At 59.0% G+C, this 25,733-nt stretch carries 22 protein-coding genes and 1 tRNA gene; 15 read left to right on the top strand and 8 right to left on the bottom strand.

The window, feature by feature from the left end; all coding sequences use genetic code 11:
- Positions 1–27 precede the first annotated feature (27 nt).
- The 3 genes from ACVWY8_RS11190 to ACVWY8_RS11180 all read left to right on the top strand — a co-directional run bounded on the left by ACVWY8_RS11190 (position 28) and on the right by ACVWY8_RS11180 (position 2,401).
- On the top strand, positions 28–1,179 hold the full coding sequence (locus ACVWY8_RS11190; protein ID WP_457394857.1) for a serine hydrolase domain-containing protein: 1,152 nt from the start codon (positions 28–30) through the stop codon (positions 1,177–1,179).
- Positions 1,180–1,234: 55 nt separating this feature from the next.
- The gene (locus tag ACVWY8_RS11185) at positions 1,235–2,314 is read left to right on the top strand and encodes an XdhC family protein (protein ID WP_457394855.1); all 1,080 of its coding nucleotides are present in this window, start codon (positions 1,235–1,237) and stop codon (positions 2,312–2,314) included.
- A gap of 13 nt (positions 2,315–2,327) precedes the next feature.
- Positions 2,328–2,401 (top strand) — tRNA-Met (locus ACVWY8_RS11180).
- A gap of 18 nt (positions 2,402–2,419) precedes the next feature.
- Here the strand turns inward: ACVWY8_RS11180 and leuC are convergent.
- The 3 genes from leuC to ACVWY8_RS11165 form a co-directional block, all read right to left on the bottom strand.
- Entirely contained in the window at positions 2,420–3,823 is a 1,404-nt protein-coding gene (leuC, locus tag ACVWY8_RS11175) for a 3-isopropylmalate dehydratase large subunit (protein WP_414343883.1), read from the bottom strand.
- Between the two features lie 189 nt (positions 3,824–4,012).
- Complete coding sequence (locus ACVWY8_RS11170) at positions 4,013–5,113, bottom strand: polysaccharide deacetylase family protein (protein ID WP_457394853.1); 1,101 nt, start codon at positions 5,111–5,113, stop codon at positions 4,013–4,015.
- 63 nt (positions 5,114–5,176) lie between these two features.
- Positions 5,177–6,208, bottom strand: a complete 1,032-nt coding sequence (locus ACVWY8_RS11165) for an NAD(P)/FAD-dependent oxidoreductase (RefSeq protein ID WP_457394850.1) — start codon at positions 6,206–6,208, stop codon at positions 5,177–5,179.
- Positions 6,209–6,414: 206 nt separating this feature from the next.
- On the opposite strand from ACVWY8_RS11165, the gene ACVWY8_RS11160 reads away from it, so the two are divergent.
- From ACVWY8_RS11160 to ACVWY8_RS11140, 5 genes are all read left to right on the top strand, one after another.
- Positions 6,415–7,380: an SPFH domain-containing protein gene (locus ACVWY8_RS11160; RefSeq protein ID WP_011431991.1), complete on the top strand. Its 966-nt coding sequence runs from the start codon at positions 6,415–6,417 to the stop codon at positions 7,378–7,380.
- A gap of 12 nt (positions 7,381–7,392) precedes the next feature.
- Complete coding sequence (gene rimM, locus ACVWY8_RS11155; RefSeq protein WP_457394847.1) at positions 7,393–7,932, top strand: ribosome maturation factor RimM; 540 nt, start codon at positions 7,393–7,395, stop codon at positions 7,930–7,932.
- A 201-nt stretch (positions 7,933–8,133) separates the two neighbouring features.
- Complete coding sequence (gyrB, locus tag ACVWY8_RS11150; protein WP_457394844.1) at positions 8,134–10,062, top strand: DNA topoisomerase (ATP-hydrolyzing) subunit B; 1,929 nt, start codon at positions 8,134–8,136, stop codon at positions 10,060–10,062.
- Positions 10,063–10,264: 202 nt separating this feature from the next.
- Complete coding sequence (gene plsY / locus ACVWY8_RS11145; RefSeq protein WP_041436109.1) at positions 10,265–10,876, top strand: glycerol-3-phosphate 1-O-acyltransferase PlsY; 612 nt, start codon at positions 10,265–10,267, stop codon at positions 10,874–10,876.
- A 42-nt stretch (positions 10,877–10,918) separates the two neighbouring features.
- A complete protein-coding gene (locus tag ACVWY8_RS11140; RefSeq protein WP_414329655.1) occupies positions 10,919–11,287 on the top strand; it encodes a gamma-glutamylcyclotransferase family protein in 369 nt (122 codons plus the stop codon).
- Here ACVWY8_RS11140 and ACVWY8_RS11135 read toward each other — a convergent pair.
- The 5 genes from ACVWY8_RS11135 to ACVWY8_RS11115 all read right to left on the bottom strand — a co-directional run bounded on the left by ACVWY8_RS11135 (position 11,265) and on the right by ACVWY8_RS11115 (position 16,484).
- Positions 11,265–13,619: a cation:proton antiporter domain-containing protein gene (locus ACVWY8_RS11135; protein WP_457394841.1), complete on the bottom strand. Its 2,355-nt coding sequence runs from the start codon at positions 13,617–13,619 to the stop codon at positions 11,265–11,267. The genes ACVWY8_RS11140 and ACVWY8_RS11135 overlap by 23 nt on opposite strands.
- A gap of 383 nt (positions 13,620–14,002) precedes the next feature.
- The gene (minE, locus tag ACVWY8_RS11130; protein ID WP_011431985.1) at positions 14,003–14,305 is read right to left on the bottom strand and encodes a cell division topological specificity factor MinE; all 303 of its coding nucleotides are present in this window, start codon (positions 14,303–14,305) and stop codon (positions 14,003–14,005) included.
- An 82-nt stretch (positions 14,306–14,387) separates the two neighbouring features.
- Entirely contained in the window at positions 14,388–15,194 is an 807-nt protein-coding gene (minD, locus tag ACVWY8_RS11125) for a septum site-determining protein MinD (RefSeq protein WP_457394838.1), read from the bottom strand.
- Positions 15,191–15,934, bottom strand: coding sequence for a septum site-determining protein MinC (gene minC / locus ACVWY8_RS11120; RefSeq protein WP_457394835.1), 744 nt, complete (start codon positions 15,932–15,934; stop codon positions 15,191–15,193). Before minC ends, minD begins: the two co-directional genes overlap by 4 nt.
- Positions 15,935–16,337: 403 nt before the next feature.
- Positions 16,338–16,484: a hypothetical protein gene (locus ACVWY8_RS11115; protein WP_414424419.1), complete on the bottom strand. Its 147-nt coding sequence runs from the start codon at positions 16,482–16,484 to the stop codon at positions 16,338–16,340.
- A 327-nt stretch (positions 16,485–16,811) separates the two neighbouring features.
- On the opposite strand from ACVWY8_RS11115, the gene ACVWY8_RS11110 reads away from it, so the two are divergent.
- The 7 genes from ACVWY8_RS11110 (at position 16,812) to ACVWY8_RS11080 (ending at position 25,479) form a co-directional block, all read left to right on the top strand.
- Entirely contained in the window at positions 16,812–17,279 is a 468-nt protein-coding gene (locus tag ACVWY8_RS11110; RefSeq protein ID WP_011431981.1) for a hypothetical protein, read from the top strand.
- A gap of 68 nt (positions 17,280–17,347) precedes the next feature.
- Complete coding sequence (locus tag ACVWY8_RS11105; protein WP_457394832.1) at positions 17,348–18,175, top strand: LmeA family phospholipid-binding protein; 828 nt, start codon at positions 17,348–17,350, stop codon at positions 18,173–18,175.
- A 103-nt stretch (positions 18,176–18,278) separates the two neighbouring features.
- Positions 18,279–19,787, top strand: a complete 1,509-nt coding sequence (gene ftsY, locus ACVWY8_RS11100) for a signal recognition particle-docking protein FtsY (protein ID WP_457394830.1) — start codon at positions 18,279–18,281, stop codon at positions 19,785–19,787.
- Between the two features lie 27 nt (positions 19,788–19,814).
- Complete coding sequence (locus ACVWY8_RS11095) at positions 19,815–21,590, top strand: DUF2254 family protein (RefSeq protein WP_457394827.1); 1,776 nt, start codon at positions 19,815–19,817, stop codon at positions 21,588–21,590.
- Between the two features lie 61 nt (positions 21,591–21,651).
- Positions 21,652–23,421, top strand: coding sequence for an ArnT family glycosyltransferase (locus ACVWY8_RS11090; protein WP_457397099.1), 1,770 nt, complete (start codon positions 21,652–21,654; stop codon positions 23,419–23,421).
- Between the two features lie 43 nt (positions 23,422–23,464).
- Positions 23,465–24,529 (top strand): ABC transporter permease, encoded by a 1,065-nt coding sequence (locus tag ACVWY8_RS11085; protein WP_011431976.1) that lies wholly within the window; start codon positions 23,465–23,467, stop codon positions 24,527–24,529.
- 173 nt (positions 24,530–24,702) lie between these two features.
- Positions 24,703–25,479 (top strand): gamma-glutamyl-gamma-aminobutyrate hydrolase family protein, encoded by a 777-nt coding sequence (locus tag ACVWY8_RS11080; protein ID WP_457394821.1) that lies wholly within the window; start codon positions 24,703–24,705, stop codon positions 25,477–25,479.
- Positions 25,480–25,733 lie beyond the last annotated feature (254 nt).

The following is a 25,733-nucleotide window of genomic DNA, read 5'->3' as shown; positions in this document are numbered from 1 at the left end:
GGATCCCCAAGCCAGGAGGAGAAGCAGATGGGTTGGGATCCAGCCTTGCTGGAGGGGCTGCTCAACTCTGCCATTCCCCACCTTTTCCCCGCTGCCCAGGTGGTCATCCGCCACAAGGGAAGGTGTATTTACTCAAGGGCGGCAGGCCATCTCGACCCTGAGACCCGGCGCCAACCGACAACCTCGGCCACCCGTTTTGACCTGGCCTCGCTGACCAAGCTCTACACCGCCACCGCCTGCATGGCCCTGGTGGAAGCCGGAGCGTTGCTGCTGGATCAACCGGTCAGTCTCCTGTTGCCGGAGTTTCAGGGATCCCGCCCCATTGCCCCCTATGAAGATCCTCTGCAACCAGGGGAATGGATAGCTGTGGAACCGGAATCCTTAGGCCAGCTTGTTGCAGCAGAACAGGTGACGGTGCGACAGTTGCTGGCCCACACCGCCGGTTTGCCCGCCTGGCGACCCCTTTTTCGACAGCCCGATGCCGAATCGGCCCGGCACATGGCCCTGCACACCTTTTTGGCCTACAGGCCGGGATCCCGCAGAGTCTACAGCGATCTTGGATTGATCCTGCTGGGGCTGGCTTTGGAACGTCTGAGCGGAACCCCTCTGGATCAGATCTTGTACGCCCGGATCTTGCAGCCTCTGGGCCTGAGCCAAACTCAGTTTTATCCAGGGGATCCCTTTGACCCACCCCCTGTCTCTGTCTCTTGTGCCCCCACCGAGCTGTGTCCTTGGCGAAAGCGCCGCCTACAGGGGCAGGTTCACGACGAAAATGCCGCCCGCCTGGGCGGGATCGCCGGCCATGCCGGACTATTCGCCACGGCAGAGGAAGTAGCCGCTTTCGGAGAGAGTTTTTTGACGGGATCCCTGCTGCAGCCCCAAACGGTGAGGGAAATGACCCGCGAGCAGTTGCCTCAGCAAGGGGATGCCCACCGCTGTCACGAGCGCCGGGGTTTGGGGTTTGCCTTGCGCTCCCCGGATCCCTTGGCCAGCAGCTCCCCGTTCAGCCCCAGCGCCTTCGGCCACACCGGCTTCACCGGAACCTCTCTGTGGATCGATCCAGAGCGGGAACTAGTGGTGGCGCTGCTCACCAACGCCGTCTACCACGGTCGGCGGGAGAACGGGTTCCAGGCTTTCCGGGTTGCCTTCCATCAGGCCATCCTAGAGGGGCTTTCTTGATCATTGAGTCCCTGACCGTTCCCGCTAGGGTGCCGTAGGCATAACCGAGGCTGAGGTGGACGAGACCTTTTACCGACAGTTGGCAGATATGCTCTCCCGCGGGCCGCTGGTGGTGGCCACCGTGATCCGCACCCAGGGATCTGTGCCTCGCCAGGCGGGGGCGAAACTGGCTGTGGGATCCGATGGCACCCTGTTGGGCACTGTTGGCGGTGGGGCTGCCGAAGCGGAAGTCATTGCCCGAGCGCAAACCCTTTTGCAGGCTGCCGTTCCCGTTGGCGATGGCGAGAGCAGCGCGGAGCACTTCGGCAAGACGGAGTCCTGGCCAGCTGGGATGCCGGTTTCCCTCGATCTCAACAGCCCTCCCTTGGGCGTTTGCGGGGGACGGATGCACATTTGGCTACAGCGATGGCAGGGATCCCTTGCCCAAACGTTGGTGGCCCAGATCCTCCAGGCTCTGACCCAAGGGCCAAGGGCTTGGCTGATCACTCCCCTCCATCCTCAGGGGTTCCCCTACCTCAGCCTTAGCGACAGCGGTGCGGAGCACTTTGCCCCCCTGCCATCCCGCCCACAGCTCCTCGCGGGATCCTGGGTTGAGCCCCTTCTCCCTTCCCCCACCCTGCTGATCGTCGGAGCGGGCCACTGCGGCCTGTCCCTGGCCCAGATCGCCCATTTGGCCGGCTTTCGCATTTGGGTTCAGGACGATCGCCCGGACTGGGTAACCCCTCAGCGCTTTCCCGTTGCCGAGCGGCTGTGCTCAGAACCCTTTGCCCAACTTATCCCCCATCTGCACAGGATCCCGCAGCTCTACATCGCTCTTGTGACCCGCAGCTACAGCCTCGATTGCCAAATCCTGCGGGCCATCTACCACTCCGGCCTGACCCCCCACTACCTGGGGATGATCGGCAGCCGCAAGCGGGTACAAACCGTACTGCGAACCCTGGCCCAGGAAGGGATCCCGGAGACCGCCTTCAGTCGGCTCTTTGCCCCCATTGGCCTGGAGATCCACGCCGAAACCCCCGCCGAGATTGCCATCAGCATCACCGCCCAGCTCATCCAGGTGCGACGGGGATCCCCGAAGAGAATGCCCGGCGAAACTCAAGGTGTAGGCTTGCCGGTTAGCCGGAGGACAAGCTAGGCTAGAAAAGCGCCGCGGGGTAGAGCAGCCTGGTAGCTCGTCGGGCTCATAACCCGAAGGTCACTGGTTCAAATCCAGTCCCCGCTATACCTAGGAGACAGTTGCTTAGAGCAGCGTCCGCACATCCACCACCTTGCCGCTGACTGCCGCTGCGGCCACCATAGCCGGGCTCATGAGCAGAGTACGCCCGCTGGGGGATCCCTGGCGGCCCTTGAAGTTGCGGTTGGAAGAAGAGGCGCTGATCTGGCGCCCCACCAACCGATCCGGGTTCATCGCCAAACACATGGAGCAACCGGGATCCCGCCACTCAAACCCTGCCGCCTCGAAGATCTCCCGCAAGCCCTCCTGTTCTGCTTCCTGCTTTACCCGTTCTGAGCCGGGCACCACAAACGCCTTCACCCCTGGGGCCACCCGCCGCCCCTTGGCAATCTTGGCTGCCTCCCGCAGGTCGCTCAAGCGGCCATTGGTGCAACTGCCGATGAAGCAGACATCCACCGGTGTCCCTACAATGGGATCCCCCGGCTGCAAGTCCATGTAGGCATAGGCCTCTTTGGCCAGTTCCCGCTCGCTTTCCGGCAGATCTTCTGGGGCAGGGATCCGCTCATCCACCCCAATCCCTTGGCCGGGGGTGATCCCCCAAGTAACCGTCGGCGCAATATCTGCGGCTTGGAAGACCACCACATCGTCGTAGCGGGCATCGCCATCGCTGGCCAGGCTTCTCCACCAGGCTACCGCCTCTTCCCAATCCGATCCCTGTGGGGCAAACTCTCGCCCCCGCAAATACTCAAAGGTCACCCCATCGGGGTTAACGTAGCCGCAGCGGGCCCCTCCCTCGATGGACATGTTGCAGAGGGTCATGCGCTCTTCCATGCTCATGGCTTCAATGGCGCTGCCCCCATACTCGTAGGCGTAGCCCACCCCGCCTTTGACCCCCAGCTTGCGGATGATGTGCAGAATTACATCCTTAGCGTAAACTCCCGGCCCCAACTTGCCGTGGATCTCAATGCGGCGCACCTTGAGCTTGGACAAAGCCAAAGTTTGGGTGGCCAATACGTCTCGCACCTGGCTGGTGCCGATCCCAAAAGCAATGGCCCCAAAGGCCCCGTGGGTAGAGGTGTGGCTGTCCCCACAGGCAATGGTCATCCCCGGCAGAGTTAACCCCTGCTCCGGGGCAATCACATGCACGATCCCCTGCCGACCGGAGCCGCTGTTGTAGAAGCGGATGCCGTATTGCCGGCAATTGCGCTCCAATTCCTGGATCATCTCCTCTGCCAAGGGATCCGCAAAAGGCCGTGCCCGGTTGTCGGTGGGAATGATGTGATCCACTGTGGCCACCGTCCGCTCGGGAAACAGAACCGGCAGATGGCGCTCCCGCAGCATGGCAAAAGCCTGCGGGCTGGTCACCTCGTGGATCAGGTGCAGGCCGATGAACAACTGCGTCTGCCCAGAGGGCAAAATCCGCACCGTATGGGCATCCCACACCTTATCGAATAATGTCCTCTCGCTCATCTTTCTCGGCCCGCAGCCAAGTCCTGTAAACCTTCAATGTGCTACTTGGGGAAAAGCTTGTCAAGGCACAGGCCTCCGTTATCTCTGGGCAACGCTGCTGAGCTGAGCGAGATGCAGCCCTTCTTTGAACATCCCCAGCCGGCAAAGGCGGGTCGGAGTCCTCAAGCCAGAAAACCTGTTGCCAGCCCTTCAAACGGGATCCCTGAAGGCCGGCCAAGGCAAAAAGCGATAGCCCGCCTCTTGAATGGCGGCGACGATATCCGGCAGGGCCTCTGCAGTGTGGGGCCAGCGATCGTGCAGCAGCAAAACCAGGGGCCGCTCGGAAGCTTGGATCGCCGGCAACTGGGCTCGAATGCGCTCCAAAAGTTGGGCTGCACTTTGGCCGGCGTAGGCATCTTCTGCGCTCATGTTCCAGTAAAGAACGCGATACCCTGCCTGCTCTAAAGAATGGCGCAAAGCAGAGTCTAGGCGAAAACCTCCCGGTGGGCGAACAACCAGTTGGGGATCCAAGTTCAACGCTTTGAGCAGTTGGGTTGTCTGATCCACCTCAGCATAAAACAGCTCGTTGCTTCCGTAGAGACGTTGATAATCGTGGGTAAAAGTGTGATTGGCTAGGGTGTGGTGATGGGCCTGGATCAATTGAGCCAATTCTGGAAATCGGGAAACGTGGGTGCCGATAACAAAGAAAGTGGCCGGGATCTGAAGATCATCCAAAACCTGTAAAAGTCGGGGGGTGGATTGGGGCCAGGGGCCATCATCAATGGTCAGAAAGGCAGAACGAGGCGGCACCTCCAGTAAAGGCCCCAGCATTTCTTCCAAGGGCAGTTGCAAAGGTTGGCTGTTTTCTGCCGGATCGAGAAAGTCGGGATCCGGGATCCAGCTATGCTGCAGAAACACCTCCACACGAGGGGGAGCAGGGGTAATCAGTAAACGCCCCGTCTGCTCATTTTGGTTGCCCCAGCTCAGCCGATAGGGCAGATCCGAAGCGACCTCGACGGTTGTTGTACGGGTAATGACTCCGTAGGGGATGTCAATCAAATAGTGCCCGTTCACCTCTTCTTGATGGATCCAGGCTGCAGAAGGAGCTGATAGATAAATGAGCAAATCTTGGGGATTGGCGCCGCGCACCACCCGAATGCTTTCAATGGGGAGAATGAGGTTGTATTCCGAGGTGGCCGTCAGGTTCAGCTCAAAAAGAGGCTGGGCCTCTACCGTGCAGTAGTAGATCAGTCCAACCAGTAGGAAGGCTAGGCAAAATATCAACGCTTTCAACGCTTTCAGAGAGTGCATGGAATGGCTTAATCCTTCGCAACCAATCATAGGACAGAAGCTACCTGAGCTCGATAGAGCCCATCAATTTAGTGAGGATCCGGAAGGCCCTGGGATCCCAGGTGGCGAGAGCAGGCGCTCTTCCCATTTACGTGCAGGTGAGGCCCGTCGGATGTCCCGCCAAATGGCTGTGGCAGCTAAGGTGCCATCGGCAACCGCAATCGACACTTGGTTCAGGCCCTGCTTCAAATCGCCCAGTGCAAACAGCCGCGGATGAGCAGTGCGACACCACTCGTCGGTCAGCAGGTTTTCCCCTTGCCATTTCAAGCCGGGGATCCCTTTCAAATAGGCATTGTGGTATCTGGCGCCCATCGCCACCAAGCCGGTAGTTGCTTCGATGTAAGTGCCATCTTCCAACTCCACACCCTGCAATTGATGGTTTTCTCCAAGAAAGCGGCGAATAGGAGATTCGTAGAGGGGGTAGCCATGATCCGCCAGTTTTTTGCGCATGTCGGGGCCGACCGAGCAGAGGCCGTGGGTCAACACCGAGATATAGGGTGTAAACCAGTTGAGGACAAAAGCTGTATTGATCCGATCTTCCGAATTGACGATCAACACTGCCTTTTGATCTCGCATTTCATAGCCGTCGCAGATCATACAGACATGCAGTGAATAGCCGGCGTAGTCGTAAACATTCTGCATATCCGACAACTGAGGCAGCTCGTCCATAATGCCGGTTGCTGCAATCAGATATTTGCTCCGAAAAATGGGGTAGAGGCTGTTAACTTTTCCCACCTTGACTTTGACCGCAAAGAGGTCTCCCTCATCGGTGGCATCTTCCACGAAGCCGCGCAGGTAATCTACCCCTAAACTGAGGGCGTGCTCTGTTCCCTGTCGCAACAGCTCTCGCCCTGGAGTGGTCGGGGGCAAGCCCAGATAATTGCGCAAATCCTGCATCCAAAAAGAGCGGCCTCTGCCCTTCTCCACCACCAGGCAACTCAATCCATAACGAGCCAGATAGATTGCCGCCGACAACCCCCCTGCTCCCCCTCCGGCCACAATCACGTCATAGATTTTGCCCAAACCAACCTCTAGATTCCTGCTGCTCAGTTTCATAGACGGGATCCCCTCACTAGACTTCTGATGGGTGGCCTCAAGTTGTCGGTTGCGGCCCGAAAAATCTTAAGAAGCTCCAGACGTTCCGCAGAGCTGCAGATCATACTTGGTCCATCGCGTTTCTGTTGAGATGTGATCGAGCTAAGGGAGCAGTCCCAGCAACCGTCTAGAATGGGGACTGAACTCCCCCTTAGGAGAAAAGCCCTATGCCAGGTATCTTAGCGGCCATTGCCCTGATCTTTGTCGGCTACCTGTTCAACTCGGTCAAAATCATCAGCCAGGGGTATGAGGCATTGGTGGAGCGTTTGGGCAGGTTTCATCGCAAGCTGACCCCAGGATTGCACTTTATTCTTCCCCCTATCGATAGGATTGTGTTCCAGGAAACCATCCGCGAGAAGGTGTTGGACGTGCCTCCTCAGCAGTGCATCACCAGCGACAACGTCTCTTTGATGGCCGATGCGGTGGTCTATTGGCGCATCACCGACATGATCAAGGCCCGCTATGCGGTGGAGGACGTGCAGCGGGCTTTGGTTAACCTGGTGCTGACGGCTCTGCGGGCAGAAATTGGCCGCATGGATTTGGATCAAACCTTTTCCTCCCGCGCCGAGATCAACGCCCGCCTTTTGACAGAGCTGGACGAGGCCACAGATCCCTGGGGGATCAAGATCACCCGCGTGGAAGTCAGGGACATTCAACCCTCTAAGACTGTGCAAGACTCGATGGAAAAGCAGATGGCTGCCGAGCGGGAGAAGCGGGCCGCCATTCTGAAATCAGAAGGGGAGCAGCAGGCCAGCATCAACCAAGCGGCTGGGGCCGCCAAGGCGCAGCTATTGCGGGCAGAAGCGGAGAAACGGGAGCGGCTGCTGTTGGCTGAGGGCACGGCTGAAGCCATCAAGACCATCGCCGCCACTTTGCAAGAGAATCCAGAGGCAGCCAATGCGTTGCAATACCTGATGGCGCAAAACTATATCGACATGGGCTTCAAGGTAGGCAGCAGTCCCAGCGCCAAGGTAATCTTCATGGATCCCAATTCGATCCCTGGCACCCTGCAAGGGCTGCTCTCCATGGTGGACGTGGCCAAGGGTGGGGAAGGATCTCGCGCGGCGGCCTCTCAGAAGCTGCGTACCCCGGCTTCTTTCCCAACCGAAGTGGACTTTCCGCGGCTCGACTGAGTTTGACCGACCATGATGGCCCGGGATCCCGATTGGCTGCTGGTGGGACAGGTGGTGGCGGCCCACGGCTTGCGGGGCTGGCTGCGGGTTAGGTGCTGGTCGGATTTTCCAGAGCGCTTCACAGAGCCTGGACCACGCTGGTTGCAGCGGGATACGGATCCCGAGCCCCTGCTGCACCCCTTGATCGAGGGGCAGTTTTTCCCGGCTAAGGGTCTTTATTTGGTGCGACTGGAAGGGATCCCCGATCGAACGGCGGCTGAGACTTGGGTAGGAGCTAGGCTGCTGGTGCCGGCTTCCCACCGCTTGCCCCTGCAGCCGGAAGAGTACCACTACCGCGATCTCATCGGCTTGGCCGTCTATCACCAAGGGGAGCTGCTGGGACAGGTTTCGGGGATTTTGGCAGCCGGCCAGGATGTGCTGGAGATAACGACCTCTGACCATCGGCAGGTGTTGATCCCCTTTGTGAAAGCCCTGGTGCCTGTCGTGGACTTGGAAAAAGGCGCGCTTCACGTGCAGCCGCCGCCGGGGCTGGTGGAGAGCTTTCTGGGTTAGAGTTCGGCAAGACGGCCTGACTTCCGTACCTGCATCCCATCCTGAACTTGGCCCTCAGAAGCGCCTGTGTGGCCGTTCTAGCCTTTTGTGCTATCATGGGGACAGTTTTTTGATGATAAGCTGATTCCTGGCCTTTAAGGTCAATTTTTCTGGGTTTCTGTTGATCTTGGCCGGGAGCCTTCTTCGGAATTGGAGTTGGGAATGACGGAAAACTACGGTGCAGAGCAGATCCAAGTTTTGGAAGGCTTGGAGGCTGTGCGCAAGCGGCCTGGCATGTATATTGGCTCCACCGGGCCGAAGGGGTTGCACCATTTGGTGTACGAGGTGGTGGACAACTCTGTGGATGAGGCCCTGGCCGGCTATTGCGACGATATTCAGATCAGCCTGCATCCCGACGGCTCGGTATCCGTTTTGGACAATGGCCGCGGCATTCCGGTGGACATCCACCCCAAAACCGGGCAGTCGGCTCTGGTTACGGTGCTGACGGTGCTGCACGCGGGGGGCAAGTTTGGCGGTGGCGGCTACAAAGTCTCCGGTGGGCTGCATGGGGTGGGCGTGTCGGTGGTGAATGCCCTCTCCGAATGGGTGGAGGTGACGGTTTGGCGAGAGGGCAAGGTTTACTTTCAACGTTTCGAGCGCGGGGCGGTGGTGGGATCCCTGAAATCTGAACCCCAACCCAAGGGATCCAACCGGCGGGGTACAGAGGTGCGCTTCAAGCCGGATGGGCTGATCTTTCCCGAGCGAGAGTTTGACTATGCCGTATTGGCGGCCCGCTTTCGCGAGTTGGCCTACCTCAATGCCGGCTTGAAAATCACCTTCAGCGATCTGCGGCGGGATCCGCCTCACTGCGAAACCTATCAATATGCAGGCGGCATCAAGGAATATGTGGCCTTCATCAACCACGAAAAAACGCCCATCCACTCTGACATCATCTACATCCAAGGGGAGCGGGATGGGGTGGAGGTGGAAGTGGCCCTGCAGTGGTGCTCGGATGTGTACACCGACACTTTGATTGGCTTTGCCAACAACATCCGCACCAACGAAGGAGGCACCCACCTAGAGGGCCTGAAAACCTCTCTCACCCTCACCATCAACAGCCAAGCCCGCAAGCTCAACAAGCTGAAAGACTCCGACAGCAACCTGGCTGGAGAAAATGTGCGCGAGGGGTTGACGGCCATCGTCTCGGTCAAGGTGCCTAACCCCGAGTTTGAGGGGCAAACCAAAACCAAGTTGGGCAACACCGAGGTGCGGGGCATTGTGCAAACCCTCGTCTCCGAGGCGCTCACGGAGTACTTGGAATTCAACCCCAACGTGGCCAGGGGGATCGTCGATAAGGCCATCCAGTCCTTCAATGCTGCCGAGGCAGCCCGGCGGGCCAGAGAATTGGTGCGGCGCAAATCTGCCCTGGAATCTTCCACGCTGCCGGGGAAGTTGGCCGATTGCAGTTGCCGCGACCCGGCGGAGTCTGAGGTGTATTTGGTGGAAGGCGACTCTGCAGGGGGCAGCGCCAAACAAGGTCGGGATCGGCAGTTTCAGGCGGTGTTGCCCCTGCGCGGCAAGATCCTCAACATTGAAAAGGCGGATCCCGCCAAGATCTACAAAAACGCCGAAATTCAGGCCATGATCACAGCGCTGGGTTTGGGGGTGAAAGGGGATGAATTTGATCCCAGCCAACTGCGCTACCACCGCATCATCCTCATGACCGATGCTGACGTGGACGGCAGCCACATTCGCACCCTGTTGCTGACCTTTTTCTACCGCTATCAAAAGGCGCTTCTGGAACAGGGCTATGTCTATATCGCCTGTCCGCCGCTCTACAAAATCGAGTGGGGCCGCAACAATGTTCGCTATTGCTACAGCGACGCCGAGAAAGACCAAATCCTGCGGGGGCTGCCTGCCAACGCCAAGTACACCATCCAACGGTTCAAGGGTCTGGGGGAAATGATGCCCGAACAACTTTGGGAGACCACCATGAACCCGGCAACGCGCACCCTCAAACAAATCACCATCGAAGATGCGGTGGAGGCGGATCGCATTTTCACCATCTTGATGGGAGATGCTGTTGGTCCCCGACGGGAGTTTATTGAGGCCCACAGTGCCCATTTGGATCTGGCGGCTCTCGATATTTAGCGACTCTCGATATTGGGTGGAGAGAACTCTGTCCCGCCTCTTCGGGGCCCACGGCAGGGGGAAAGTGCTCCGCACCGCTGGCGCGAACGTAACGGTGCTGCAGACGAGGCCGCAAACAGCCAAAAGCTCCTGGACGGGGCAAGATCCCGGCTGCAGCTCAGACCCTGTGGCAAAGTGAGGGAAGAGCGTTCCAGATCCTGCTATGCCTGCATTGCTTACGGCTCTTCTTGCGGTGCTGGGGGGCTATCTCCTGGGATCCATTCCAACCGGCTATTGGGTAGGTCGTTGGTGGGGAGGCATCGATATTCGCCAACAGGGATCCGGCTCTACCGGAGCAACCAATGTGTTGCGGACGTTGGGCAAGGGGCCCGCCCTGCTGGTGTTGCTGGTGGATGCTGCCAAGGGGGCAGCAGCAGTGGCTCTGGGATCGGCCTTGGGATCCGCGTGGTGGGTGGTTTTGGCGGCATTGTTCGCAGTGATCGGCCATAGCCGTTCCTGCTGGCTGGGCTTCAGGGGGGGCAAATCGGTGGCCACCAGCCTGGGGATCTTGTTGGCTATGGCTTGGCCAGTAGCCCTGACAACTTTCGGCGTCTGGCTGCTGGGGCTCGCCCTCACCCGCATCGTTTCCTTCAGCTCCCTGCTGGCGGCAGTGGCGGCTCCGGTGGTGATGTGGGCAACAGCTCAACCTTTGCCCTATTTGTTGTTTGCGTTGGCGGGCGGGGTGTATGTGATCGGTGCTCATCGGCGCAACATCGAGCGCCTACTGGCCGGGTCGGAGCCGCGCATTGGCCAAAAATGGACGCAATCTCCCTAATTTTCAAGGCACTGTGAAGCAGCTGTATTACTCCGCAACGCTATGCAACCGACCACAGTGGTTTTTGTCTACGGATCCCTGCTGCGGGGCGGCCAATACCACAGCTTGCTGCAGGGGGCAGAATTTTTGGGGACAGACAGCCTCAACCACATTGATCTTTACAGTCTCGGCCCCTACCCGATGGCAGTTCGTGGCCGAAACCGGCTCTACGGCGAGTGCTACCGCATCCCCTTGAGTCTATTGCCCCGATTGGACGAGCTGGAAGACCACCCGCGGGTGTACGAACGGCAGTGGGTGCAGTTGGATAGCGGCACCTTTGCCTGGGTTTATCTGGGTCGGCCTGAGCAGGTGCAGGGGTGTTCCCTCATCCCCAGTGGCCGCTGGCTGGCTAGAGATCAAAGTGGAGCTTGACGCCCTCAACATACTGGGGCGGCAACAAAGACTCTATCCCACTGTTGTGCTCCGCACCACTGTCGCGAACGCGAGTGTGAACGGCTGCGGACGGATCCCATTCTTGGGAATCAGGCTCTTTGGCGGAGAGAACACCGGCATCCACAGGGCTGGAAACGCGCTCCAGGTAGTAGATGCGATCCCCGCGTCGCCAAATGTCTGGCTCAGGCAGGTAGAAGAGCCGACCCGGTCGAGATGAGCCGCTCCTCAGCCGCTGCGGGCGCACCAACAACAAGGGCAGGCATAGATCGGCTTTGATTCGATAGGCAAACTGATCCCGCAGCCGTTCAAGGGTGGGATCCTCCAGTCCCATCTGGGCCAGGAAGGGATTGGGCAGCGCTGGTGCTGAAAAAGCGCTCCGCACCGCTGTCGGGAACGACTCTTGAGCCGTCAAGACATCAGCTTTATTGCTCCGCACTGCCTCCGGCAGGGTTGAGGCCGCATTCGCAGAAGCGTCACGTAGCGATAAAGGGAGAGGCAGGCCCAGGTCTGCCAACGTGGGTAGGGTGATCGAGCGCAGCTCAGCCCGGTTGGCCTCCAGATAGCCGGCCCAGCGCTGCAGTTGGGGGAAGGAAGGCTGCAAGGTGCGGATCCCTTCTGAGATGGGCATATCCGGCAGCAACACCGTCCAGATGGTGGCCGAAACCGAGAGTTTCACCATCAACTCGGCAATGGCCCAGTTTACCTGCGGATCCAGAGTCAGGATCAACAGAGTTTCCGCATGGTCGATATCGGCCTTCAACAAAGCAGACTCGTTCAGTACAGCTTCCTGCAGGGATCCGGGGATGGCTTCTGGCTTGCCGACTTCCTGGCTTGGGGCAGACTTGTGGGTGCCGTTGCCGTCAGAGGAATGAAGTTGTGGGGGCAAGCCATCTGCTGGACGACGCTTCGGTGTTCCTGACAGGGATGTGGAGGACTTACGGGATGGCGGGATGGAGTCCTTACCGTCTGTTGGGTGGGGAGCTTTGTAGCTGCCGTGCCCATTTTTGGAAGACCCAGAAACCAACGGGATCACCTCGACCGTCTGGTTGAGCGAGCGCATCAACTGGGCCAATTGGTTGGTGAGGGGATGATCGCCGATGATTATGGTGGAACTGCCCTGATCCAGACCCAGCCAACGGGCCACCCAAGCCGCGGTCAGCCCCTGTACCGTCACCGTCACCGAGATGGTCAAAAACACCAGCGCCTTGAGGGCATCCCCCCCAGTAATGCCCCGTTCTGTCAGCAGAATGGCAAACAAGGAGGCCACCGAAGCCGCCACAATGCCCCGAGGAGCCAGCCAAGCCACAAACAGCTTCTGCCGCCAATTCAGGTCGCTGCGCCAGGTACACAGCCACACGCTCAAGGGGCGGATGACCAGCATCAAGCACAGCACTGTGGCCAGGGATCCCCAGCCCAGGGCAAACACCGCCTTGAGGGAGAGCGTGGCAGTCAGCAGGATAAAGATCACAGAGATGGCCAACACCACCAACTGGCCGTGAAACTGCCGCACACCCCGCTCGGCAATGGCCGCCTTCTGCCGCACCACCAGGCCCGCCATCACCACCGCCATCAGCCCCGCCTCCGATCGCAGCGACTGGGCCAAGGCAAACACCCCCAGCGCCCCTGCCAGCACCACCGAGTTGCGCAACTCCTCGGTTAAAAACTGCCGCGACCAGAGCAGGAAGGATCCCATCAGCCAGCCCCCCAGCGCTCCCACCGCCGACCCGATGGCCAGACGGCTGGACAACTGTTCCAAGGCCATGAGAAAACTGGGATGGCCGGAGAGCACCACCTGCAGCACCACCACCGCCAAAATGGCCCCAATGGGATCGATGAGCACCCCTTCTCCCTCCAGGAGCGTGCTGACTGCCGGATCGACCCGTACCCGCTTCAAGATGGGGTTGATCACCGTCGGCCCTGTTACCACCACCAGGGATCCAAACAAAAAAGCCAGCCGCCAGGGAAACTCCCCCAGATAGTGAGCTGCTGCCGCTCCCCCCACCAAGGTCAGCAGGGATCCCAACAAAACCAAATTGCGCAGGCTATCGGATACCTGATTGAGACGTTGCAGCCGCAGGTTCAGTCCCCCCTCAAACAAGATCAGAGCCACCGCCAACGACACCAGCGCTTCCAGCCCGGATCCCATGACTTGGGGATGAACCCAGCCCAAACCATCTGGTCCCAGCAACAGGCCAAACAGCAGCAGGAATACAATGCTGGGCACTTTGACAAAATTGGCCAGCACCTGAGCAGCGATCCCAGCCACCAGGGCTAGCGTAAACAGGATCGTCAGCTCAAATGAATCTTGCATATTGAGGCTTAACCGAACGCAATAGCGGGACGGAGCCCTTACCTTTCCAGCTACTGAACGCCAACCCTCTCATTGTTTCCATCGTTAACGTCGTTATTACTCCGCAACGCTAACGCCAATACAGACTGCTGGAAAGTCTCCAATCGTCAAGGTGGCTCTGCCCATCACGTCAGCAGTTCATGAGCTCGAACATGCAGAGTTAACATTTAGTTAACCTCTGTGTGCTGGCTCCATAAAGTTGCAAAAGCTACACCCAGCTCCACTCTTTCTACAGTACACACGACTTACCTCAACCTATCACAGAGCGAGCTTGACGACCACTCTGGCATTGGGAGCCCTGTTGGAATGAAGGCCAATTAACATGCTGCCAGAAATCTCCCCTTCTAGGCTTTCTCGCCTTCTGAGCGGCTGAGACCGGTCTCTAAGGGCTTAACGCGACGGATAGGCAGATTGGCAATAAGAGCAGTCGTTCCCCCTTCCGTGGCCAAGTGAAACTGCATCCCTTCTGAATCCAGCTCCACATAGCGGGACACCACCCCCAAAATCTCCAGGCGCATTGATTCCAGCGCCGCCGGGGTGAGGTCAGCGCGGTCATGGGCCAAGATCAGCTTCAACCGTTGCTTGGCTTGCTGGCGGCTGTTGCCGGAGTGCCGAGAAAAAAGCTGATCCAAAAAATCGAGGAGCATAGGTTTTGTTGGCTTTGTTACTCAGTTGTAAACAGGTCAAAATTGCCATTGCAACCTGGATGAATTAGAGATGGAACAGTCGTCAGAGCACCTTTTGGTTTAAAAACCGTTTGGCCCGCTCCCAAAAGGACTCGCCCAAACTGGCCATCTTGGGGAAGTCCACTGTTTCCCCTTCCAGCCGTCGGGCAATGCGCTGGATGGCCTGAGCAGCCAGAGTTGGATTGGCGGAGAGAACCAGGGGCTCCCCTTTGTTGGTGGAGACGATCACCTCGCGGTCTTCTGGAATAATACCCACCAACGGGATGGCCAGCACCTCGACCACATCTTCCACCGACATCATCTGGCCGGCTGCCACCATGTCCGGGCGCAGGCGGTTGACAATCAGCTGAGTCGATGAAATCTGGGCGGCTTCCAACAAGCCCACCACGCGATCTGCATCCCGCACCGCTGCCACTTCTGGGGTGGTGATGATGATGGCCTCGTTGGCTCCGGCGATGGCATTGCGAAACCCCTGCTCGATCCCAGCAGGACAATCGATCAGCACATAGTCATGGCTGCTGGCCAGCTTCTCGATTAACTGGCGCATCTGATCCGGATTCACCGACGTTTTGTTGCGGGTTTGGGCTGCCGGCAACAGCGAGAGATTGGGGGTGCGCTTGTCTTTCACCAAAGCTTGCTCGAGGCGACATTCCCCGGCGATCACCTCTAGGGCTGTGTACACCACCCGATTCTCCAGCCCCAGCAGCAAATCCAGGTTGCGCAGGCCAAAGTCTGCATCCACCACCACCACCGAGCGACCCAAGCGCGCCAAGGCAGTGCCCAGGTTGGCCGTCACGGTGGTTTTGCCGACTCCACCTTTACCAGAGGTTATGACAATGACTCGGCTCATACTCCTCTCCGCAGAAAATCCTGAAGGCTGGCGATGCAGATGACATCTTCCTGTAGGTAAACCACTTCAGGGGTGTTGGGCAGGGATCCACCTTCTGGCGGACGGGCCACCTGATTGGCAATGCGCAACTGAGTGGGCTCCAACTGCAATGCCAAGATTACAGCCCCCTTGTCGCCGTTGGCCCCCGCGTGAACCAGGCCCCGCAAGCGTCCCCAAACCCAAATATCTCCTCCAGCAATGATCTCGCCGCCGGGGTTGAGATCCCCCAACAGGAATACGGATCCTCTGTGACGCACGGACATGCCAGAGCGCACCGTCGAACGTAGGTACAGAGGTGTGGTGTCTGGGGGAGCAAGGGGAACTGCCTCCAAAAGGGAAGATTGCTCCACAGAATAGCCCAACGTTGCTGCTGCGATGGCTGTCGAGCGGGATCGAGTTTGAACGCGCCACAGTTGCAGTCCATGCTGAGACAATAGGGCAGCAAGAAGTTGTAGGGTGGGCATGTCCAGCTCTCGCTGCTGGCTCCAGAGGGTGAGGGGAGCGACTCCGGCCCAGTAGGGTTTGCGGCTGCGCAACTGCCAAACCAGGTTTTCCCAAAGCTCCTCCCAAGGCAAGGTGCTGGGCAAGTGCAGATGGATCCCCTGGGCATCCGACCGAAAGTAAACGCTGCCCGTGGCCCAGGAGTCTGGAGATGGGGTAGCTGGGGAGATTTCAGGGTTCCATGTAGGGGATCCCGTCATGACCGCCCTTAAACGTCTGCCTGAATATAGAGCCCTATCCTATTCCATTCCCCCAAGCCAGGGGAAACTCTCTCGGCGGTTGCCCTTGATAGCAAAGCGGTTTCGCTTGGGTGGCAGGACAATCTTGCTTCGGGATCGCTAACTTGAGGGTACTTGATGGAGCCAATTCCTGATGTTGAAACCTCGCCACACCCTCAGGCTGCTCGCGCCAGCAGGACAGGATCCTCTCCTCTCCAAGGGGTGGAGTTCTCGGGCGGTGAGACCGGTCGCCATTGCCCTACTCAGCATTCTTGCGGCATCTGGGATGGGATCCCCTGCCCATGCCCAAGATCTGGGCCGTTTGCTGATTCATGGCCTTCAGTGGCTGCAGGTGAGCCAGTTGAACGATGCCCAAGAGGTGAGCTTAGGCCGCCAGATCGATATTCAGGTCAAATGGGGGCGCGTCCAGGGTAGAAGCTCGAGCTGCAGGAGCAAACCAAAGCAGCAACGCCCACAGAGCCGGTGCCGGCCACCTTGCCCAGCGCCAATAGGAATAGGGGATCCCTGCCATAGACTTTGCTAACTCACTAGTGTACCGTCCGCTTTGGATTTTGCCAGGGAGTGGCTGAAGCGAAGAGGACGTCATAGCTGCGCAACGCTAACGCGACTGGCCGGCATCGTCTCAGGAACCGTTGGGTCACAGCCGGCGGATCCCATGCCAAACTTTGGTTTAGAATATCTTTAGATTCGAGATTCAGTCTCACTCATTTGAACCTGGAAAGGCCGGCCTTTAGCCTTGCCAAAGATATCCCTCTTCTGCAGCGCTCCACTGGGATCTAGCTTCCTGCCCTTTCCCGTCCTGTTTTGTTCATTATCTCTACCAACTCAGGAGTTTCTTATGGCCGTTCCAAATGGTCATTCCGGCACGCTTCCAGAGCAAGAGGCTTCTTCTATGGGAAAGGACGCCCTCCCGCTAACGCAAACGGGTAACGCTCTAAACCTGGCTCCCCTGCCTGCTGATGGGGCCTCTGCGGCTGCTCAGATGCCGGTACTGCTGGGGGAGAAATCCGGCCCGCCCGTGTTTCCCAGCCCTGTCAAGTTCAGCGAAATTGAGATTGACCACCGTCCGGTTGGGGCTTCAACCCTGAAAGTGGTGGATTACTATGCCGACGGACGTCCAGTTGCTGCTGCAACTCTCAAAGTCGTGGACACCTGGGGTGAGGGACGCCCAACGGTTGCCTCTGGGGCCAAATTCATCCATGACCCCGCGCTCAATCGGCCGATAATGGCCGATGGCCTGAAAATTGCCAAAACCTTTATGGGCAACCGACCCATTGAGGCCAGCCCCCTCAAGGTGCTGCGCTAGCCCAGATCCCCAAGGGGGGCCAGGGATCCCCTTGCTAACCTAGGTTAGGGCACAGCAGGGCAGTGAGCATGGAGATCCTGGCGGTTCTCTTGGGGCTGTTGGCGAGCTTGGGAGGAGGAGCGGGCTATCTGGCGGATCAGACGGCGCGGCAGCTTTTGCTGGATCAGTTGGATCGGGCAGAGGTTTTGGAGGTGCGTATTCAAAGCCAGCCCAATTACCGACTGCTGAATGGCCAAGCGGATCGCCTGCTGATTGCCGGTCGCGGGCTCTATCGAGCGCCCTTTCCCCGCATCGAGCTTCTGGAGCTGGAAACTGATCCGGTGGCAATTGACCCCTCTTTTTTCCAGGGGGCTCCCTTGCGCCTGGCGCGACCTCTGCAAGCGGCGGTACGGGTGTTGGTGCGGGAAGAGGACTTGAATGCTGCCCTCAACATGCCAGAGGTGCTCCGCCAGTTTCAGGATCTCCGCGCCGATCTGCCCTTTGGGGGAGCTGGAAGGGAAGCTCGCCGTTTTGATCTGCGTCAGCCTCGAGTCGAGTTTTCGGATCCCAACCGCATTCAGCTCTCTGCCCTTTTGGTGGAGGAAGACGGCGGTACCGAGCAGAAGGACTCCGTCCAGCCAACGCGAGCAGTGGAGGTGGTGTTCAACGCTGGGATCCGCGTGGAAGAAGGGCGCAGCCTAAAGCTGGAGAATCCGGAGTTTGTGATCGGTTCTGTGCGGGTTCCCGATGAGATCTCAGCAGCGTTTTTGGGCGGGCTCAATGAGGTGCTTGACCTGCAAGAGCTGGAAGAGATTGGGATCCTGATGCGGGTGCTCAGCCTAGAGATAGAGCCTGACCAGTTGCAGGTGATTGGGTTTGTGCGGGTGGAAGGGTTGGAAAGGACCTCGTCCCGCTAACGGGGATCCCCATTGAGCAGGGATGAGCTCCCCAGGGCTGCGCTCTAGCAGGAGAGCTGCTCTGTCAAACTGGATAAAGATCAGCCAGGCTGGAGATGGGATTATGGCCTTCGATTGGTTTCGCCGCCGCTATACCGACTCTACCGACTCTCCTGGTGAAGCGGAGTCTTCGCCACCAGCCCCCGCGCCAGCCACAGAACCGGCGGAGATCTCCCCTGAAGACTATTTGGCTTTTGCCAAAGCCGCCTATGCCAACCTGAAGGCCCGTGCTGCTGCCCAAGCCCCACCGGCAACCCAGGACTCTGTCCCACCTGCGCCGGCGGAAGGGATCCCTGCAGAATCCGTCCAGCTGCAGCCACCGGCCTCGACTGAGGACTCCGGCCCACTTGCCCAAGCAGAACCCCGTGAACCCGTCCAGTCCTCCACTCCAACACAAGAACCAGCATCTCCAGAATCGCCCCCTGTGCAGCCGGCGGCAGCTCCCTCGTTTTTCGATCTGGCTCCCCGTGCTGCTGAGCGTCTCCAAGCCCTGCAAGCCAGCGCCGTGGATGAGCCCAAACCCGAGGCGGCGACTGCAGCGGTTGCTCCTTCTCCAGAGACTGGGCCGGAAGAGCTGGTCTTCGATGAGGGCTTCCGCTGGTCAGCCGAGATCTTGGCGGCCCAAGGGCGCAAACCGGAAGAGATTTCCGTTGAGGAAATCTCCTGGCTGCAAAAGCTGCGGCGAGGCTTGGGCAAAACCCGCCTTAACCTGATCAACCAGTTGAAAGCCCTGGTAGGCCGCGGCCCCCTGGATCAGAAGGCTGTGGAAGAAATTGAGGCCCTGTTGCTGCAGGCCGATGTGGGGATCGACGCCACCGAGCGGATCATCCAAGCCCTACAAAAGCGTATGCGAGAGGAGGTGGTGCCCCCAGAGGAGGCCGTCAAATACCTCAAGCAGCAGATGCGGCAGATGTTGACAGTGGGGGATCCCACCTTTGCCCCACAACGGGACACGCTCAACATTTGGTTGATTGTCGGGGTGAATGGGGCGGGCAAGACCACCACCATTGGCAAAATTGCCCATGTCGCCCGCGAGTCTGGGTACCGCTGTCTGATTGCTGCTGCTGATACGTTTCGGGCTGCTGCTGTGGAGCAGCTCAAGGTTTGGGCAGAGCGAGCAGGGGTAGAGGTGATCGCCAATCCCTCTCCCAATGCCGATCCGGCAGCAGTGGTCTTTGACGCCATCACAGCCGCCAAGGCCAGGGGCACAGAGCTGCTGTTGGTGGACACGGCAGGCCGTCTGCAAAACAAGAAAAACCTGATGGACGAGCTGGCCAAGATCCGCCGCATCGTTGACAAAAAAGCTCCCGAAGCCAAAGTAGAAAGCCTTCTGGTGCTGGATGCCACCCAAGGGCAAAACGGGTTGCGCCAAGCCGAGGTATTTGCCGAGGCTGCCAAGTTGAGCGGCGTGATCCTGACCAAGCTGGATAGCACCGCCAAGGGGGGGATTGCCCTGGCCATTACGCAGCAGATGAACCTACCCATCCGCTTTATCGGCGCCGGCGAGGGGCTAGAAGATCTGCGGCCTTTTTCCAGCTACGAGTTTGTGGAAGCTCTTCTAAGCGAGTATTGAGGCACCCCCTCTCTGAGAAGGGCCATTGTGAAAGAGAGACACACAGATCCAGGCTTTGTTGGGCGTCGCCCCCGCTTTCTGCCCTGGAGTGCTGCAGTGGTGGGGGCAGGTTTGCTTTGGGCTTGGGGTGGGCACCGCTGGATCCAGAGCGGGTTGAACCTGGTTCGGGCGGGATCCACGCAGGATACAGAAGCTTTGCAGGAATTTGTAACCACCTTGGCTCAGGTGTTGTCGGGGGTGCTGGGCTTTACCCTCTCGGTGGTGGCCATTGTGGTGCAGTTGAGCGCGGATCGCTTCACGCCAAAGGTCACGGAGCTGTTTTTGCGCGAGAAAGTCAATTTCTACCTCTTCTTTTTCCTGATTTTGGCCAATGTGGTCAGTTTGTGGAGTTCGGCAGCCCTGGGCTTTTACGTTCGTGTTGGCGTTGCGGAGCAACACCCTCCAGGGTTGCTCGTCGGGCTGAATCTGCTGCTGGGCACAGCTTCGTTTTTGATGCTGATCCCCTACTTTCGCTTCGTGTCTCACTTTTTGCAGCCGGCTTCGATTATCCATCGCATTGAGCAGCAAGTGCGGCAGGCCATCCTGGGATCCCTTGCTTCCAGGAGATCAGGATCGGACTCCGGATCCAAGAGGGGCTATTTCTCCCGTTGTTCACTGCAACTGCGGCCTCGTCACGACAACGTTGTGCAGCAACAGCGATGTGCAGGAATACAGGGTGCCGTAGGCATAGCAACAGAGCAGCACTCTCCAATGGGCGAATGCTCGCCAGCTCATCAGCGCTGCCTCTCGGCTCTGGATGAAATCAAAAGCATCGCCACCAGCGCTCTCCGCCAACAGGAGGGAAGCATTCTCTTGGAAGCCTTGGACAGCTTGAAGTCTCTATGGGTCTTCTATGCCGCTCACAAAGCACAACTGCCCCCTGCCTGGTTTCTCTTTACCCCGGCTCTGCGGCGGGATCCAGACTTTGCTTCGGTGGATAGGGGCCTGCTGGGCCGGATCGAGGCAGAAGGATCCTGGCTGGAGCTGAAGATCCTGCGGCAGTATCAAGCCTTATTTGCCGAAGGGCTAAACGGCATGCGCCAGGCGAGCACCCTGGTGGCCATTCACAGCCGGGAGCTGGGGATCCGCGCCCTGGAAGCCCAACAACTCACGGTAGCGGGGTGGGTGATCAAGTTTTTCAACACCTATCTGCGGGCCGTCATCAACGCGCGAGACATCCGCAGCGGCTACAACCTGCTCAAGCAGTACCGCTTGTTGGCCGAGGCAGCCCTACAACACCGCCAGTCGGCTCTGGTCTTGCAGATTGTTGGCTACTTTCGCTACTACAGCTTAATTGCCTACAAAGCTGGCCTCTTTTTCCTATCTGAAACCTTTGGCTTTGATCTGGGAATGTTGGCCCAGTCGAGCTGTGCTCTGGGCTCTGAAACAACGGAAGCCATTGTGCAAGCCTTGTTACGTCTGGATCAGGATCCCGAAAGCGAGCAACAGGAAACCACCCTGCGTGGGATCCGCAAAACCCAAGTCCGCTTGGCAGCCTATTTCCTCAGTCGTGGCCGGGAGGACTGGGCCAGGCTGATCTATCAGGATATGCAGCACGAGCCCCTGGCGCGCCTGCAGAGCATCCACCAAGAGCTGCTCTCTACGGCTGCAGAGTTTTGGGAGTTTACCGACCGGGGGGAGAACTTCTACTACTTGGAGCCCGCTCTTTGGCCCTATGCCGAGCAGTTTTTTAGCTGGTTTCAGGGCTTAACCTTGCCGGCAGATAAGCTGAAGAGCTCCTCTGGATCTCTGGAGCTTCCCTAAAAAATTCTGCCGCTCGCGTAAGCGGGACGGAGTCCTTGTCTAGTCTGGTTAGAGCCGCCCCTTGCTGACTTGTCCCATGCGTCCTTTCGGCAACCCCAACCGTCTGGGCAGTTCTCCTAGCCGCAGATCCCTGCCGGGATCCAGCTCCTTCGTTCAGTTTCGCCGTGACCCGCACCTAGTGCCCTTTTGGGGCCTAAGCCTACTAGTCATGGGCCTGGCAGTGCCTCTGTTTGTGCTTTCGGGGGCGGATCCCAGTTTGGCTGGCTGCGACGAGAGCTTTTATGCCCAAATGGCCCGCGAGCTGCTGCGGGGAGGGCATTGGCTGGGGCCCACTTTTTTGGGGGAGCCTTTTTTCGAGAAACCCCCTCTGCTCACCTGGAGCGTGGCCCTCAGTTTTGCCCTGTACGGGGTAAACGAGTGGGCAGCGCGGCTGCCAGGGATCCTCGCTGCTTTGCTCTCCATTCCCCTGGTGGGCTGGATTGGGCGACCTTTTTTGCCAATGCGGGCGGTCCTTTTGGGGATGGCGGTTTTGCCCCTGTGCTACCTCTGGGTGCAGCAGGGGCGGCTGGTGGGGCAGGATGTGCCCTTGACCTTTCTGGAGCTGCTGGGGATCCTGGGGCTGATCAACGGCATCCACGGCCACAAGGTTTGGTTTTGGCTGACCGGGGTAGCCTTTGGGCTGGGCCTGTTGATGAAAAGCGCCATGATCCTGCTGCCGGGGGCGGCTTTGATCCCCTACCTGGCACAGCACCGGCGACAGTGGCTGGGATCGGCTCAATTCTGGCTGGCGCTTGGGCTGGGCTTGGGGATGTTCGGCCTCTGGCTAGGTCCAGCCATGCAGGTGTATGGCCCACAGGTGCTGACCACCCTGGTGGGAAAGGTGTGGGATCTGGGGCAAGAGCCCTTCCATGCGGATGCCACCGGCTGGTACTACTTTTGGCACATTCCCGTTCATGGCTTCCCGTGGACGGTTTTGGCTTTGGTGGGTGGCTTTCTCCTGGTGCGCCAGCAGCCGGGATCCACGCTGCTAATCTGGTCTTTCCCCCTGCTGCTGCTGTTGTTGTTGCAGCTTTATCCCACCAAAACCCCCTACTACACCGTGCAGCTTTACCCTTGGCTGGCTCTCTTGGCCGGGGTAGCCTTGGATCAAGCGTTGGCTATGCGGGGTCGCGTCAGCGGTGCGGAGCACTTAAAGCCCCGTCTGGCCCAGGTGCTCTCTTGGGGACTGGCAGCGGTGGGGCTGTTGCTGTTGGGTTTGGGGGTGGCCGTCCGGCTAGGTGTAGACGGTCTGGAGCTCCTACAGCCTCATGCTTGGCCGCTGGTGGCGATGGGTCTTTTGTACCTCTTGCTGCCGGGGATCTGGAGTTGGTGGCGGGTGTTGCGCTGTGCCGGCAGTCTGTGGGTGGGAACCCTCTTGTTGGCCGGGATCCTCGCTATGATCACCATCGTCTTGCGGCCTGATTTCGGCAACTTCAGCCCTGCTTTTGCCCGCATGGATTGGAGCCAGATGCTGCCCCCGTCCGTTCGCGCTATTCGGACGGAGTCCTCGACAGAGTCTGGGGAGACGGTGGTGGATATTGGCCGCAGCGGCTTGCCGGATGTCTGTCAGGCTCAGGCCATCGCTTTTTATACCCCCCATCCGGGGAGATGGGTGGATGATCAGGCTCTGCAACGAGGGGAATATGGAGACTACCTTTGGGTTTCTCCGGTGCAGGCAGAACAGGTGGAGATCCGGGATTTGGGGTTACAACCTCTAGCGGCGGTGGAGGGCTGGCAACTGGTGCGCCGTTTGGATCCCCTCTTGGAGCAGGGCAGCGGGGAGCCTCTTTGAGTTTAAAAATCTTAAGTTTAAGAATCCTAGGAAGTGTTAAAGCATGGCGGGAATAGCGGAATCGGGCCGGTCGTGGGTGTCTCTAGAGCGTACCTGGGTAATCCAGGGATTGGCTTGGCTGGCAGCGCTGCTATTTGTGGCGGGGGTGATCCTGCTGGCGGGGGCTTCACCTCTCCAGGTGGCGGCCAGCATGTGGCAGGGGGCCTTCGGCACTGAAGCTCAGTTTGGCCGGGTTTTGGCAACGCTGGCTCCCCTTGTCCTCTGCTGCTGTGGGCTGGTGTTTACGTTTGTTGCCGGTCTCTACAACTTGGGCATCGAAGGGCAAATGGTGGTCGGGGCAATTGCGGCCACGTTTCTGGTGCGTCTGGAAGCGGGATGGTTGCCGCCGCCACTGGCCATTACCTTGGCGCTTTTGGCCGGGATCCTGGGGGGGGCGGGCTGGGGCCTGTTGGCTGGGATCCTGAATGTGTGGGGGCGGGTCAACGAGATCTTCGCTGGGCTGGGGCTGAATTTTGTTGCCCAAGGTTGGGTGCTCTACCTGATCTTCGGCCCTTGGAAAAGGCCGGGGGTGGCTTCCATGAGCGGGACGGAAGTGTTGGATCCCCGTCTGTGGTTGCCCACCTGGGGGCGGTCAGAGGCCAGTCCGGTGGCGTTGCTGCTGGCCCTGTTGGCTTTGGCCCTGACGGTGCTGGTGGTGGGCAACACTCGCTTCGGCCTGCAGTTGCGGGCGGTGGGGAAAAACCCTGTAGCTGCTTTCCGGTTGGGGATCCCGGCTACCCGCAGGTTGCTCATGGCATTTGCCTGCTGTGGGGGCTTAGCAGGGCTGGCGGGCGCCTTGCAGGTGTTGGCTCTGTTCCATCGCCTCATCCCCAATATCTCCAGCAATTTGGGCTTTCTGGCCTTGTTGGTGGTGATGCTGGCAGGCTTTAACCCCCTGCTGATCTTGCCGATTGCCTTTTTCTTCAGCAGTCTTAACATCGGCAGCTTGCAACTGCCTCTCTCTTTGCAATTGGAGTCTTCTTTGGCCGGTGTGATTCAGGGATCCCTGGTGTTGTTCGTCTTGCTGGCCCAAGGGATCAGCCGCCGCTACTTCCTTGGGAAAGGTTAATGGCTTCGGCGATTTCTGGGATCCCTTTGCGTTAGCGTTGCGCAACAGCGAGATTCAACTCCTATCGTGGGGGAAAACTTTAGATTTTTCTGTTCAGGACAGCGGCGCGGTTCCCGCCAGGGTGCCGTGGGCATAGCACCATCAACATCGGGAAATGGGGTTATCGTAGAAGGATGAACCGGACATCCCCTTTTTCGAATCGACCGCTCATTGGCGTTACCACTCGCAACCGCAATGACGAAGGAGACTTCGTAGCGCCGGGACGCTATGTGGACGCCATTCGCGCTGCCGGAGGGATCCCCGTTCTTTTTCCCCCAGGCGAAAGTGAGCCTCAGGATTTGCTGTCTTGGGTGGATGGCCTGGTGTTGACCGGTGGCGGCGACCTCTGCCCCAGCACCTACGGAGAAGATCCGCAACATCCCCAGGTGCGCTATGTGAACGCGGAGCGGGATCGATTTGAGGTGGCCTTGGCTCAGGCCGTGCTGGCCCAGGGGATCCCTGTTTTAGGCATTTGCCGGGGGATGCAATTGTTAAATGTGGTCAGTGGCGGCAAGCTGATCCCCCATGTGCCTGATGTGTACGACGAGCTGGATCACTTCAACCCCGCTGATCGCAAGCCCATTCGCCACAATGTCAGCCTGATCCGCTCCACACGGCTGCACCAAATCGTCGGCGCAGAAGAAATCTCTGTGGTCTCTTGGCACCATCAGGCCATCCGCGATGTGCCCTCAGGTTGGCGTTTGGCTGCCCGTTCTCGAGATGAGCTGATCGAGGCCATTGAACACGAAACCCACCCCTGGGCTGTTGCCGTGCAGTGGCACCCGGAGTTCACCTTTGCAGAAGCCGAGCACTTTCGCCTGTTTCAAGCCTTTGTGCAGGCAGCCCTGCGTTTTTCCCCGCGCCTAGCTGGCCTGCTGCCCAACCCTGAGCCCGTACCCCAAGTCGCCTAAAGGAAGGTTCCCAGCCAGAGGACAGTCCTGCCGTTGGAGAATCATCCAACAGTTATCCCGTCAGTTATCCCGTGCTAACTTCTAGGCGGTGCCCCCTTGTCAAGAAGCGCCGATCGCGGTAGCGGGACGGAGTCCTTTCGCGTCAGCGGGACGGAGTCCTTGCGGGCATGAAAGATGTCTTGGTACTCAAATACGCTCGTTAGGCTGAGGCTTTGCCAGGGCGGGATCCCTCTGCGGCAGCTCAACACCCCAGT

The organism is Thermostichus sp. OS-CIW-32 (genome assembly GCF_054060415.1).
Note: the sequence above shows the minus strand (reverse complement) of the source record. Positions and strands in the feature narration are given on the sequence as shown.

Coding starts and splice junctions, on each gene's coding strand:
- ACVWY8_RS11190 (WP_457394857.1), top strand. CDS start 28: ATGGGTTGGGATCCAGCCTTGCTGGAGGGGCTGCTCAACTCTGCCATT.
- leuC (WP_414343883.1), bottom strand. CDS start 3,823: ATGAGCGAGAGGACATTATTCGATAAGGTGTGGGATGCCCATACGGTG.
- ACVWY8_RS11170 (WP_457394853.1), bottom strand. CDS start 5,113: ATGCACTCTCTGAAAGCGTTGAAAGCGTTGATATTTTGCCTAGCCTTC.
- ACVWY8_RS11165 (WP_457394850.1), bottom strand. CDS start 6,208: ATGAAACTGAGCAGCAGGAATCTAGAGGTTGGTTTGGGCAAAATCTAT.
- ACVWY8_RS11160 (WP_011431991.1), top strand. CDS start 6,415: ATGCCAGGTATCTTAGCGGCCATTGCCCTGATCTTTGTCGGCTACCTG.
- rimM (WP_457394847.1), top strand. CDS start 7,393: ATGATGGCCCGGGATCCCGATTGGCTGCTGGTGGGACAGGTGGTGGCG.
- gyrB (WP_457394844.1), top strand. CDS start 8,134: ATGACGGAAAACTACGGTGCAGAGCAGATCCAAGTTTTGGAAGGCTTG.
- plsY (WP_041436109.1), top strand. CDS start 10,265: ATGCCTGCATTGCTTACGGCTCTTCTTGCGGTGCTGGGGGGCTATCTC.
- ACVWY8_RS11140 (WP_414329655.1), top strand. CDS start 10,919: ATGCAACCGACCACAGTGGTTTTTGTCTACGGATCCCTGCTGCGGGGC.
- ACVWY8_RS11135 (WP_457394841.1), bottom strand. CDS start 13,619: ATGCAAGATTCATTTGAGCTGACGATCCTGTTTACGCTAGCCCTGGTG.
- minE (WP_011431985.1), bottom strand. CDS start 14,305: ATGCTCCTCGATTTTTTGGATCAGCTTTTTTCTCGGCACTCCGGCAAC.
- minD (WP_457394838.1), bottom strand. CDS start 15,194: ATGAGCCGAGTCATTGTCATAACCTCTGGTAAAGGTGGAGTCGGCAAA.
- minC (WP_457394835.1), bottom strand. CDS start 15,934: ATGACGGGATCCCCTACATGGAACCCTGAAATCTCCCCAGCTACCCCA.
- ACVWY8_RS11115 (WP_414424419.1), bottom strand. CDS start 16,484: ATGGCAGGGATCCCCTATTCCTATTGGCGCTGGGCAAGGTGGCCGGCA.
- ACVWY8_RS11110 (WP_011431981.1), top strand. CDS start 16,812: ATGGCCGTTCCAAATGGTCATTCCGGCACGCTTCCAGAGCAAGAGGCT.
- ACVWY8_RS11105 (WP_457394832.1), top strand. CDS start 17,348: ATGGAGATCCTGGCGGTTCTCTTGGGGCTGTTGGCGAGCTTGGGAGGA.
- ftsY (WP_457394830.1), top strand. CDS start 18,279: ATGGCCTTCGATTGGTTTCGCCGCCGCTATACCGACTCTACCGACTCT.
- ACVWY8_RS11085 (WP_011431976.1), top strand. CDS start 23,465: ATGGCGGGAATAGCGGAATCGGGCCGGTCGTGGGTGTCTCTAGAGCGT.
- ACVWY8_RS11080 (WP_457394821.1), top strand. CDS start 24,703: ATGAACCGGACATCCCCTTTTTCGAATCGACCGCTCATTGGCGTTACC.